Raw genomic sequence first — 12964 nt, 5'->3', positions numbered from 1 at the left:
ATTGCACGGGGCACAGCTTTTTTGGCGATGTCGCATGCTCATTCCCTCCGCCGGCATGACCCGGATCAGGTTCGACGGGTCGGTGGCCTGGCCACCTCTCAGCCTCGTCTGAGGCTCCCCGTGAGACGCTTTGCTTCTAGAACAGTTCAGGGGCGGCGACAAGCCACACCTGTCATGATCACCGATCAGCGGCGGTTGCCCTTATCCTTACCCGGAGCACTCGCCATGCCGGCCTTGCGCAGGGCATCGGCCAGCGCGCCGCCGGAGGAGGGGGCCTGCGCAACGGGCTTCCTGTCATTCTGCGAGCGATGCTTCTGGAAGGCGGCCCGGTTGTCTTCCTGGCGCCCCGCAGGCCGCTTCTCGGCCGGATCGCTCATGCGCATGGTGAGCGCGATGCGCTTGCGCGGGATATCGACCTCGAGCACCTTCACCTTCACGATGTCGCCGGGCTTCACCACGGTTCGCGGATCCTTCACGAAGGTGTCGGCGAGCGCCGAGATATGCACGAGCCCATCCTGGTGCACGCCCACATCCACGAAGGCGCCGAAAGCGGCTACGTTCGTGACAACTCCTTCCAGCATCATTCCAGGCTTGAGATCGCCAATCTTCTCCACGCCTTCCATGAAGGTGGCCGTCTTGAACTCGGGACGCGGATCGCGGCCGGGCTTTTCCAGCTCGCTCAGGATATCCTTGACGGTCGGAACGCCGAACTTCTCGTCCGTGAAACTCTGAGGGTTGAGCTTCTTCAGAACGGCGCCGTTGCCGATCACCACCTTGATGTCGCTCCTGGTGGCCTCCAGGATGCGGCGCACCACCGGGTAGGCCTCCGGGTGGACACCGGAGGCGTCCAGCGGATCGTCGCCGTTGGGAATGCGCAGGAAGCCTGCCGCCTGCTCGAAGGTTTTCGGTCCAAGACCTGAGACCTTGGTCAGGGCCTTGCGGGTTTTAAACGGGCCGTTGGTGTCCCGATGGCTAACGATGTTCTGCGCCACCCAATCGCCGAGACCCGACACGCGGGCAAGCAGCGGGGCGGACGCCGTGTTGAGATCGACGCCGACCGCGTTCACGCAGTCCTCCACCACCCCGTCGAGGGAGCGGGAGAGCTTGTACTCGGCCAGATCGTGCTGGTACTGCCCGACGCCGATGGATTTCGGATCGATCTTCACCAGTTCCGCAAGCGGATCTTGCAGGCGGCGCGCAATGGAGACGGCACCGCGCAGCGACACGTCGAGCCCCGGCAGTTCCTGGCTGGCATAGGCCGATGCGGAATAGACGGAGGCGCCGGCTTCCGAGACCATGATCTTGGTGAGCTGGAGGTTCGGATGCTTCGACACCAGTTCGCCTGCGAGCTTGTCGGTCTCGCGCGATGCGGTGCCGTTGCCGATGGCGATGAGCTCCACCTTATGCGCTCGGCAGAGCCGCGCCAGGGTGGCGATTGAGTCATCCCACTGGCGCTTGGGCTCGTGCGGGTAAATGGTATCGGTTGCCACAACCTTGCCGGTGGCATCCACCACTGCCACCTTCACGCCGGTGCGGTACCCTGGATCGAGCCCGAGCGTCGGCCGCGCGCCTGCGGGTGCGGCAAGGAGCAGGTCGCGCAGGTTGCCCGCAAACACCTTCACGGCCTCATCCTCGGCGAGCTGCCAGAGCTTCATCTTCATGTCGAGCTCAATGGAGAAGCGCAGCTTCGTGCGCCAAGCCCAGCGCACCGTTTCGAGAAGCCACTTGTCGCCATGGCGGCCCTGGTCGGAAATCCCGAAGGCCAGGGCCGTGCGGCCCTCGTAGCGGCTGACATATCCCGGCTCCGCGCTGTCCTTGTCCTCCTCCATGCGCAGATCGAGGATTTCTTCCTTCTCGCCGCGGAAGAGCGCGAGAATGCGGTGGGAGGGCAGCTTCGGCAGAGGCTCGGCGAAGTCGAAGTAGTCCGCGAACTTCGCGCCGTCCGTCTGCTTGCCGTCCCGCACCTTCGACGTCAGGCTGCCGCGCTCCCAATAAGTTTCACGCAGGGCACCCAGGAGCTCCGCATTCTCGGCAAAGCGCTCGACCAGGATGGAGCGCGCGCCTTCGAGCGCAGCTTCGGGGGTGGCAACGTCCTTCTCCGGGTTCACGAAAGCCGCCGCAGCCTGCTTCGGCTCGCGATGAGGCTCGCTCAGGAGCTGATCCGCCAGGGGCTCCAGGCCCGCCTCCCTGGCGATCTGCGCCTTGGTGCGCCGCTTGGGCTTATAGGGCAGATAAAGGTCTTCCAGCCGCGCCTTCGTGTCGGCGGTGTTGATCTGGAGCGCCAGTTCGTCCGTGAGCTTGTTCTGCTCGCGGATGCTGTCGAGGATCGTCTTGCGGCGGTCTTCCAATTCGCGCAGGTAGCGCAGGCGCTCGTCGAGCGTGCGAAGCTGCGCGTCGTCCAGGGTGCCGGTCACTTCCTTGCGGTAGCGCGCGATGAAGGGCACGGTCGAACCGCCGTCCAGCAGGTCGATGGCCGCCTTGACCTGCCATTCCTGAACATTCAGTTCGTTGGCGATGCGCTGACCGATGGATAGCATGGAAGTCTCCGATAAAGCCGAGGCGCGGCTTCTACGGTGCAGGAGGCTCCCGGGTCAACGGCCCGTTCACAGCGCCAGGGTCGCAGTGCCGATGGGGAAAGCGGATTTCCGATAATTCCCCTTGGCGGCTGAGGTCTTGCCGTATAGACCGTCCGGCCCCCCTGCCTGTCCGTTCGAGGCCGCCATGCGCAACTCCCGTGATTTTTCCATCGGTGTCGATTTCGGCACGAGCAACACGGTCGTGGCCATCGCGGATCCGGAGAGCCATGTGGAGGCGCTGACCTTCGAGCACGGGGGAGAGGATCTGAAGGTCTATGTGACGGCGCTCTGCTTCTGGGACGAGCGCCACGGAAACGGCCTGCGCACCGGGGTCGAGGGCGGTCCCTGGGCTATCGAGCACTTTCTCGAGGGGCTCCACGCGCACCGGTTCATCCAATCCTTCAAGACATTTGCTGCCAGCGCAACCTTCAAGGAAACCCGCATCTTCCGGGAGCGGTACGGTTTCGAGGACCTTTTGAGCGCTTTCCTGCGCACGCTCATGCGGCACGGCGGCTCCCGCCTGGATTGGAGCGCCCCCAATGTCGTCATCGGCCGCCCTGTGCGGTTCGCAGGCTACAATCCGGACGACGATCTGGCCATGCAGCGCTATCGGGCGGCCTTCGGCCGGCTTGGCGCGGAGCATGCCCGCTATGTTTATGAGCCCGTGGGAGCGGCCTTCTTCTACGCCCGGCAGTTGGACCACGATTCCACCGTGCTCGTGGCCGATTTCGGCGGCGGCACCAGCGATTTTTCGGTGATGCGCTTCTCGCGTGCCAATGGGACCCTGCGGGCCGAGCCCCTGGGGCATGCGGGCATCGGGCTCGCCGGCGACGCTTTCGACTACCGGATCGTCGACAGGGTCGTCTCGCCCCGCCTCGGCAAGGGCGGGCTTTACCGTTCGATGGACAAGATCCTGTCGATTCCCAACCACTACTACGCCAATTTCGCCCGTTGGAACCAGCTGGCCATGATGAAGGGCAGCGGCGACCTGAAGGAACTGCGCGAGCTTGCACGCGTCGCGTTGGAGCCTGAGCCGCTCGAGAAATTCATCGACATCATCGAATACGACCTGGGTTTTGCCCTCTACCGCGCCGTTTCCTCGGCGAAAGTTGCGCTCTCCAGCCAGGACGAAACGGAGTTCCGCTTCCAGGGCGAGGGCGTCGACATCCAGGCCCGGATCACCCGTGCCGACTTCGAGGCGTGGATCGCCGAGGATGTCGGCCGCATTGCCGGAACGGTCGACGAGGCTCTCGCCAAGGCCGGTGTGCGGCCGGAAGAGGTCGAGAGGGTCTTCCTCACGGGCGGCACCTCGTTCGTCCCTGCGATCCGCCGCCTGTTCGTGGAGCGCTTCGGAGAGAGCCGCCTGACCTCCGCAGACCAGTTCGAGTCAATCGCCTATGGCCTTGCGCTGATCGGCCAATCCGAAGAGCCGGAACGCTGGGCGATTACAAACGGATAGCCGCCTTTATAATTAAATTACGCTTGCCTGGCATGGACAAAGGGTTTTATTTCGCGGGTGCAGCAAACGTGCCTGAAGCGGGAGCGTCCCATGTCCCTGATCAACCCAGACGTCACCCCCGAAAAGGATTTCCCGCTTCGCGACGACATCCGGCTCCTGGGGCGTCTTCTCGGAGATACGATCCGCGAACAGGAGGGTGAGGCGGCCTTCGAGATCGTCGAACGCATCCGCCAGACCTCGATCCGCTTTCATCGGGAGGAGGATGAGGGCGCGCGACGGGAACTCGAGACGATCCTGAACAGCCTCTCGCGCGGGCGCACGAACCAAATCATCCGGGCCTACAGCTACTTCTCGCATCTGGCGAATCTTGCCGAGGATCAGCACCACGTCCGGCGTTCCCGGGCGCACGCCATGGCCGGGGCTCATGCCATGGCGGCTCCGGCCCCGCGGGAAGGAACGCTGGCCCGGGCCCTCAAGCTTACGCAGGAGGCGGGCATCAGCCAATCCGCCCTGCAAGCCTTCTTTGCCTCGGCGCTCGTCTGTCCCGTTCTGACGGCGCACCCTACGGAAGTGCGCCGCAAGAGCACCATCGACCGGGAGATGGAAATCTCCCAGATCTTGGCGCAGCGAGACCGTCAGCACCTGACCCCGGAAGAGGAGGGTGCGAGCGAGGAGTCCCTGCGCCGCGCCATCCTGACGCTTTGGCAGACCAGCATTCTGCGGCGCAACAGGCTGAAGGTGATCGACGAGGTCATGAACGGCCTGTCCTATTACGACTATACCTTTTTCAAGGAGCTGCCCCGGGTCTACGCCTCCCTGGAGGATCAGCTAGCGTCCATGGACCCTGTCTGGGAAACCGTGGAGCTCCCCTCATTCCTGCGCATGGGCAGCTGGATCGGCGGGGACCGCGACGGCAATCCGTTCGTGACGGCGGATGCCCTGCGTCAGGCCCTGCTGCTCCAGAGCAAGCATGCGCTCGGCTTCTACCTGGAGGAACTTCATTGCCTGGGCGCCGAGCTGTCCCTTGATGGACGATATGTGAACGTGTCCGAGCAGGTTCAGGAACTGGCCAAGGCGTCACCGGATCCTTCGCCCCATCGCCAGGATGAGCCCTATCGCCGTGCCATCAGCGGCATCTATGCGCGCCTGGCTTCAACCGCCGCCGCTCTCGGTCACGGCGACGTCGCGCGTCACGCAGTGGGCGATGCACCGGCCTATGGCAGCGTCGAAGAGTTCGCCGGCGATCTGTCGGTCCTGCATCGCTCGCTCTTGTCGAACGGGTCGGGCTCCCTGTCGCGCGGCCGCCTGCGCAAGCTGCGCCGCGCCGTCGATGTGTTCGGCTATCATCTGGCAAGCCTCGACCTGCGTCAGAACTCCGACGTTCATCAACGTGTCGTCGCCGAAATCTTCGAGAAGGCGATGCCCGGCACGGGCTACGAGGCCCTGTCGGAAGACAGCCGTGTTGCTCTGCTGCTGGAGGAGATCAGGACGCCAAGGCTCCTGACCTCGCCCTATCTCGAGTACTCGCCGGAAACAGCATCCGAACTCGCCATCGCTCGCGAAGCGGCCGAGGCCCATCGGCGTTACGGCCGCACTGCAGTGCCCAACTACGTCATCTCCAAAGCCAGCGACCCGTCGGACATCCTGGAGGTCGCCCTGCTCCTGAAGGAGGCCGGCCTCCTGCGGCCGCGTGAGGGGGAGATGCATATCAACATCATCCCGCTCTTCGAAACCATCGCCGACTTGCGCAACAGCAGCCATGTCATGGAGGCGCTCTTCGCGCTGCCCGATTACATGCGCTTGTTGCGCAGCCGCGGGCAGGCGCAGGAGGTGATGCTCGGCTACTCCGACAGCAACAAGGATGGCGGGTTCCTCACCTCCGGCTGGGAACTCTACAAGGCCGAGATTGAGCTGATCGAGGTCTTCAAGCGACATGGGGTGGCTCTTCGCCTCTTCCACGGACGCGGGGGCTCCGTGGGCCGTGGCGGCGGGCCGAGCTATCAGGCGATCCTGGCGCAACCCGGCGGGGCCGTGCAGGGCGCCATCCGCATCACCGAACAAGGCGAGGTCATCGCGGGCAAATACTCGAATCCCGATCTCGGACGCCGCAATCTTGAAATTCTTGCGGCCGCAACGCTCGAAGCCTCCCTGCTGCACTCGGGCCAACCCGCCCCGCGAGAGGAGTACCTCAAGGCGATGGAGGAACTCTCGAACAGTGCCTTCAAGGCTTACCGCTCACTCGTCTATGAGACGGAAGGATTTGAGCGCTACTTCTGGGAATCGACCGTGATCGGCGAGATCGCCAACCTGAACATCGGCAGCCGACCGGCCTCACGCACGAACTCGCGCCGCATCGAGGATCTTCGCGCCATTCCCTGGGTGTTCGGCTGGGCGCAGTGCCGCCTCATGCTGCCCGGCTGGTATGGGTTCGGCTCCGCGGTCAACGCGTGGCTTGAGAAGCGGCCCGACACGGGCTTGGCCCTGTTGCAGGAAATGTACCGCGAGTGGCCGTTCTTCCAAGCGCTGCTCTCGAACATGGATATGGTGCTGGCCAAGAGCAACATCGCCATTGCGTCCCGCTATGCGAAGCTCGTCGAGGACGAGGGGTTGCGCGAGGCCATCTTCCCGCGGCTGCGGCGGGAATGGGAGGATTCGATCCAGCAGTTGCTTGCCATCATGCAGCAGCAGTCCCTTCTCGACGGCAACCCGCTTCTGGCACGCTCGATCCGCAACCGCTTCCCCTATCTCGATCCGCTGAATCACCTGCAGATCGAACTCCTGAAGCGCCACCGCTCAGGCGATGCGGACGAACAGGTGGTGCAGGGCATTCACCTGTCGATCAATGGCATCGCAGCAGGGCTACGCAACAGCGGCTAAATTCGAAACAGAGTAGCGGGCCCGGGGCTGCGCCGGGTTGGTTGACCGCCGAGAGGATGCATTCTCGACCTGTCGACCAACAGGGGTGCACAATGGCCCGTGGTGCAAACCCACCTATACGGAGAAACAGAACCGCAAAGCCGAGCATATCGAGGAGTGCTAGGAGAGTCGGGGTCTCCCGGAGAAGGAAGCGGAGTGGCGCGCTTGGGCCACCGTCAACAAGCAGGACGGCGGCGGCAAGATGAGTGGCTCCGGCCGAGGTTGAGGTCGCATGAGGCAAATGCCCGAAGGGTAGTGCACCGGGCGGAAAGCAGGTGTATGGAGGAGCCCTGATCGCCCAAGCCCTGCCATGGAGGAAGCCTTGCTCACGAGTTCTGCCGCCGGCGTCTACGTCATCTGCCCCACGCCCTTCGAGAGCGACGGGCGGGTGGACACCGCCTCCACCGACCGGATGGTCGAGGCTTACCTGAAAGCCGGGGCCACGGGGCTCACCATCCTCGGCATCATGGGCGAGGCGCCCAAGCTCGCGGCCGATGAGGCGCTGGCCTTCGCCCGCCAGGTGATCGCGACCGTGGCAGGCCGCGTGCCCGTCATCGTCGGCGTCTCGGCGGCAGGCTTTGCGGCCATGTCCGGTCTCTCCTCCAAGGTGATGGATGCGGGAGCGGCCGGCGTCATGATCGCGCCGCCTTCGACCCTGAAGACCGACGATCAGATCGTGTCCTATTATGCCGATGCGGTGGAAGCCATCGGGGCTGACGTGCCCTGGGTGCTCCAGGATTATCCGCTCACCACCAACGTGGTCATGACGCCGAAGGTGATCATGCGCATCATCGAGCAGAGCCCCTCCTGCGTCATGCTCAAGCACGAGGATTGGCCGGGTCTCGACAAGATCACCGCCTTGCGCCGCGCAAGCGATGCCGGCCAAGTGCGCCGCGTGTCGATTCTGTGCGGCAATGGCGGCATGTTCCTGCCCTTCGAGATGGAGCGCGGGGCCGACGGCGCCATGACGGGCTATGCCTATCCCGAGATGCTGGTGGGGGTGGTCAACCTCATCAATCAGGGCAAGCGCCAGGAGGCGCACGATCTCTTCGACCGGCACCTGCCGTTAGTGCGCTATGAGACGCAGCCGGGCGTGGGTTTGGCCGTGCGCAAATACGTGCTGCAGCGGCGCGGCATCATCGCGTCCGACACGCTGCGCAAGCCGGGGCCGAAGCTGAGCCCGGAGACGATTGCCGAGATAGAATGGCTGATGGAGCGCATCGAGCGCTCGTAAGAAGGGAAGCTTTACATCATGAAAACAGGTTTGGACGGAAAGCGCGCGCTCGTTCTGGGTGCGAGCAAGGGGTTGGGCTTCGGTATCGCTCAAGGGCTGGCGGAGGAGGGCGCGCGTGTCGCCATCGCCAGCCGCACGATGGAAGGGTCGAAAGCTGCTGCCGAAAAGATCGGCAATGGCGTGCTGCCCTTCATCTGCGATACCGGCAAGGTCGACCAGGTCGATGCTCTGGTCAAGGATGTGACGGAAGCGCTCGGCGGCGTCGACATCCTCATCCTCAACAGCGGCGGCCCGCCGCCCGGCAAGGCGCAGGGCGTCTCCTCCGATCAGTGGCGTCAGTCGTTCGAGGCCATGTTCGTCAACCTCGTGCGGATCGCCGATCAGCTGCTGCCCGGCATGATCGAGCGCAAGTTCGGCCGCATCATCTCGGTGATCTCGTCCGGCGTGATTCAGCCGATCCCGAACCTCGCCATCTCGAATGCGATCCGTCCGGCGCTGGTCGGCTGGGGCAAGACCCTGTCGAGCGAGGTGGCGTCGTCCGGCGTCACCGTCAACGCCATTGCGCCAGGTCGCATCGCCACCGATCGCTTGAAGCAGCTGGATGCCGCCAATGCGGAGCGTACCGGCCGCTCTGTCGACGATGTGGCGGCAGCCGCTCGCGCCGGCATTCCGGCAGGTCGCTATGGCGAGATCGAGGAATTCGCCGCCGCGGCCGTGTTCCTTGCGAGCGAGGGAGCCTCGTTCATGACGGGCTCGATCCTGCGCGTCGACGGCGGGCAGATCTCGTCCGTGACCTGAAAAATCGGAACGTTGGGATGAGACGGAACGCCGTCTCATCCCTGGCCCTCAGGCGATGGCGCCTGCCATATAAAGAACGATCCCGGCCAATGACGTTGCAGCCAACGTCGGCAGCATCCCAATCTTGAACTGGAACATCGCCGCGATGGCCGCCGCCGAGAGCAGCAGCGCCCACAGGTTGACGCTTCCCCAAACCGGCGCATCGAAGCTGACGGGCCCCCATGCAAAGGGGGCGACCTCGCCAAAGATCGTGTGAATGCCGAACCAGATCGCCAGATTGAGGATCACCCCCACCACAGCAGCCGTAATGGCCGAAAGCGCGCCGCTTAAAGCTTGGTTGCCGCGCAGAACCTCGATGTAGGGAGCGCCCAGGAAAATCCAGAGGAAACAGGGGGCGAAGGTCACCCATGTGGCGAGAAGCCCGCCCAAGGTCCCCGCAACGAGCGGGCTCAGCGAGCCCGGATCTCGGAAGGCGGCCATGAAGCCCACGAACTGCAGCACCATGATCAGGGGGCCCGGCGTCGTCTCAGCCATGCCGAGCCCATCGAGCATCTCCCCGGGCTGCAGCCAGCCATAGGTCTCGACGGCCTGCTGCGCCACATAGGCCAGAACCGCATAAGCCCCGCCGAAGGTGACCATGGCCATCTTGGAGAAGAAGATCGCGATCTGGCTGAAGACATCACCTTGACCGAAGAGCAGCACGAGAGCCAGAACCGGCGTGAGCCACAGGGCAAGCCACAGAGCGGCCACGCGCAGGCTGCGCCCAGTATTCGGCTTCGCATGGTCAGATAACTCGTCACCAAGCAGGTTATCGTGTTCTTGAGCAAGGTTGCCATGACCACCGAGCTGGAACTGAGGCAATCCTGCTCTTCCGCCAAAAAAGCCCACCAAACCCGCTGCGAGAATGATCAGCGGAAAGGGCGCATCGAAAAAGAAGATCGCCACGAAGGCTGCGGCGGCCAATCCGATCAGGATACGGTTCTTGAGGGCGCGCCTGCCGATCCGCACCACGGCTTCCAGCACGATGGCGAGGACGGCTGCCTTCAAGCCGAAGAAAAGAGCCGAGACGAAGCCCACTTGGCCATAGAGCGCATAAATCCAGCTCAAGGCCATGATGGCGATAATGCCGGGCAGGATGAACAAGCCTCCTGCCATAATGCCGCCAGGAGTGCGGTGCATGAGCCAGCCTACATAAGTGGCAAGCTGCTGCGCCTCGGGTCCTGGGAGAAGCATGCAGTAATTGAGCGCATGCAGAAAGCGGCCCTCGGAAATCCAACGCTTTTCCTCGACCAAGATGCGGTGCATCACGGCGATCTGGCCCGCTGGCCCGCCGAAGCTCAGGGCTGCAACGCGCAGCCACACACGAAAAGCTTCGCCGAGGGAGACACCATGATTGGTTGGGGATTGAGCATCGGACTCGCGTGAGGTTTGCACTGTTTTGCTCACCACGTACGCCGTTCAAAAGTCCTGATCGGGTTGTCGTTCCATCGTTTGCACGACAAGGCCGTTGTCGATGAGGGTCGTCCACACGTCCTCGGCCGTATCGGCGAATCTGACGAATTCGCGATCGCCTTCGCTCACCATGCCATGCTCGAGCAGGGCATCGAACTTGATGACGGACTGCCAATAGGCCTTGTCGAACAGAACGATCGGCAGCGCCGGGGCCTTGCCCGTCTGGCGGAGGGTCAGGATCTCGAAGAGCTCATCCAGCGTGCCGAAGCCGCCGGGAAAGACCACCAGGGCATTCGCCCGCATGGCCAAGTGCATCTTGCGCATGGCGAAGTAGTGAAACCGGAAGGTCAGCTCCGGAGTCGAATAGGGATTGGGCTCCTGTTCGTGCGGCAGGGTGATGTTGAAGCCGATGGAGGGGGCACCCACGTCGGCCGCGCCCCTGTTGGCGGCTTCCATGATGCCGGGGCCGCCGCCTGTGGCAATCACATTGTCCCGGGTGCCGCTGGTGACCGTCAGGGCGCCTCCACGCTGCGATGCGACTGCGCCGAAGGCGCGGGCTTGCGCATACCAGAAGGGGTGTCGGCCCGGCCCATCCTCGCGGATGCGGGCACTGCCGAACACCACGATGGTGGAGCGTACCCCCCAAATGCGCAGGCTTTCCTCAGCCTTGGCGTATTCGAGCTGAAACCGAACGCCACGCATGGAATCGCCGAGGAGAAAATCCTGGTCCATCACGGCCAGCCGGTAGGATGGCGAAGTGTGATTGGCTTCCTTTGCAGGTGTGCGGTCATCCATGGGGGCGATCTCCTCCGGCTCGGGCATGCACAAAGCACGCCTTTGAAGCCAGGTTAATTCCCCATGGGCCCGTTCGGAAGCTCCTGGGGCCCTGAAGGCGGAATGCCCACCGGCTCAGCTGGACTGGGAGCCTCACTGGGCGTCGTGGGCGGAACCCCCACGGGCTCCTGCGGGCTCGGGATGCCGACAGGGCCGGGATCAGGGTGGACAGGCTGGGGTGTCGGGTTGGGAACATCAGGCTGCGGGGTTGGAGACGGCGTGTCGGACATGAGCCTGCATCCCTTTCTCGAAAAAGCGTGAGCGAAGCTTCAATCGCCCAGCAACGCTGTCGCAACGGAGGACGAACCATGTTGGTTCCGAGCTTTCCCCAACGAAGCCAAGGGAAATCATTTTCTCTATAGCCGCTTGTGTTTGTGCGGCTATATCTATGGCGCAGCAAGGAAAGAGGGCAGGAATCAGCCCTTATGGAAAGCGAGCGCCAGCCCATGGATGACCTGTCTTCGACGAACATTGCCCGTATTCTGCCTGCTGACGGATTCCAGGGGGCTCTCGTCGGGCGCGTCTGGCGGCCGGGCCTCGGGCCCTCCGTGGTTGCCGTGAGACAGGATGGGCTTTTCGACATTTCGGCCGCCTGCTCCACCGTAAGCGGCCTTGCCGCGATGGATGATCCGGCCGGGGTGGTGAGGGTATCTGAAGGGGAGAGGGTCGGGTCCCTCAAAGAGATCGCAGGCAATACGGCGCCTGACAGCCGGGACCCGTCGAAGCCTTGGCTCCTGGCTCCGGTCGACCTTCAGGTCATCAAGGCTGCGGGCGTTACCTTCGCGGTGTCCATGCTGGAGCGTGTCATCGAGGAGCGCGCCCGGGGGGATGCCAGCGCGGCCGCGGCCATCCGGGCCGAGGTCCTGCGGCTCGTCGGGGACGACCTGAGCCGCCTCAAGCCCGGATCCCCCGAGGCGATGGCCTTGAAGGACGTGCTCGTGGCCCAAGGCGCATGGAGCCAGTACCTCGAGGTGGGGATCGGCCCGGATGCGGAGGTCTTCACCAAGGCGCCGACCCTGTCTGCTGTCGGTGCGTTCATGGACGCGGGCCTGCATCCCAAGTCGACTTGGAACAATCCCGAACCGGAGGTGGTCCTGATCGTGACAGGACAGGGCCGGATCGTTGGCGCGACCCTGGGCAACGACGTGAACCTGCGCGATTTCGAGGGGCGCTCCGCCCTGCTCCTCTCCAAGGCAAAGGACAACAACGCGTCCTGCTCCATCGGTCCGTTCGTCCGCTTCTTCGATGAGACCTTTTCCCTCGACCATGTGCGTCAAACGACGGTGACGCTGACGGTCGAAGGGGAAGATGGGTTCAAGCTCGAGGGCTCTTCCTCCATCAGCAAGATCAGCCGTGACCCTGAGGACCTTGTGGCGCAGACCATCGGTCCCCACCATCAGTATCCCGATGGATTTGCGCTCTTCCTTGGAACCATGTTTGCGCCGACACAGGACCGGGACAATCCGGGCATGGGGTTCACCCACAAGACCGGAGACATCGTCACCATCGCGGCTCCGGAACTCGGAGCCCTGATTAACCGCATGAAGCCAAGTTCGGAATGCGAGCCTTGGACCTTTGGCATCAGTGCCTTCATGGCCAATCTGGCGCAGCGCAACCTCATCAACACCAAAACGGCAGGCTAACGATGACGAAGAACTATATTGCAGGCGATTGGGTCGCGGCCTCGGAGGCTTC

At 63.7% G+C, this 12964-nt stretch carries 8 protein-coding genes and 1 riboswitch; of the genes, 5 read left to right on the top strand and 3 right to left on the bottom strand.

Features of this window, described 5'->3' with window-relative positions; translation table 11 throughout:
- Positions 1–24: 24 nt before the first annotated feature.
- Positions 25–131: riboswitch (TPP riboswitch) on the bottom strand.
- A gap of 54 nt (positions 132–185) precedes the next feature.
- Positions 186–2537 carry a Tex family protein gene (locus JKG68_RS17680; RefSeq protein ID WP_202062182.1) on the bottom strand — a complete coding sequence of 784 codons (2352 nt, stop codon included), beginning with the start codon at positions 2535–2537 and terminating at the stop codon, positions 186–188.
- A 184-nt stretch (positions 2538–2721) separates the two neighbouring features.
- Between JKG68_RS17680 and JKG68_RS17675 the strand changes: the two genes are divergently transcribed.
- From JKG68_RS17675 to JKG68_RS17660, 4 genes are all read left to right on the top strand, one after another.
- Positions 2722–4035 carry an Hsp70 family protein gene (locus JKG68_RS17675; protein WP_202062181.1) on the top strand — a complete coding sequence of 438 codons (1314 nt, stop codon included), beginning with the start codon at positions 2722–2724 and terminating at the stop codon, positions 4033–4035.
- 90 nt (positions 4036–4125) lie between these two features.
- Positions 4126–6912: a phosphoenolpyruvate carboxylase gene (gene ppc / locus JKG68_RS17670; protein ID WP_202062180.1), complete on the top strand. Its 2787-nt coding sequence runs from the start codon at positions 4126–4128 to the stop codon at positions 6910–6912.
- Between the two features lie 361 nt (positions 6913–7273).
- Positions 7274–8185: a dihydrodipicolinate synthase family protein gene (locus tag JKG68_RS17665; protein WP_376773166.1), complete on the top strand. Its 912-nt coding sequence runs from the start codon at positions 7274–7276 to the stop codon at positions 8183–8185.
- An 18-nt stretch (positions 8186–8203) separates the two neighbouring features.
- A complete protein-coding gene (locus JKG68_RS17660) occupies positions 8204–8983 on the top strand; it encodes an SDR family oxidoreductase (protein ID WP_202062178.1) in 780 nt (259 codons plus the stop codon).
- Positions 8984–9031: 48 nt separating this feature from the next.
- On the opposite strand, the gene chrA is transcribed toward JKG68_RS17660, so the two are convergent.
- Together chrA and JKG68_RS17650 are read right to left on the bottom strand one after the other, a co-directional pair.
- Positions 9032–10429, bottom strand: a complete 1398-nt coding sequence (gene chrA / locus JKG68_RS17655; RefSeq protein WP_202062177.1) for a chromate efflux transporter — start codon at positions 10427–10429, stop codon at positions 9032–9034.
- A gap of 12 nt (positions 10430–10441) precedes the next feature.
- Positions 10442–11230: an LOG family protein gene (locus tag JKG68_RS17650; RefSeq protein WP_202062176.1), complete on the bottom strand. Its 789-nt coding sequence runs from the start codon at positions 11228–11230 to the stop codon at positions 10442–10444.
- Positions 11231–11715: 485 nt separating this feature from the next.
- On the opposite strand from JKG68_RS17650, the gene JKG68_RS17645 reads away from it, so the two are divergent.
- A complete protein-coding gene (locus tag JKG68_RS17645) occupies positions 11716–12912 on the top strand; it encodes a fumarylacetoacetate hydrolase family protein (protein ID WP_202062174.1) in 1197 nt (398 codons plus the stop codon).
- Positions 12913–12964: the final 52 nt, after the last annotated feature.

The organism is Microvirga aerilata (assembly GCF_016743775.1).
GTDB lineage: Bacteria > Pseudomonadota > Alphaproteobacteria > Rhizobiales > Beijerinckiaceae > Microvirga > Microvirga aerilata.
The sequence above is the reverse complement of the archived record's forward strand: the minus strand, read 5'-3'. Positions and strand labels throughout refer to the sequence as shown.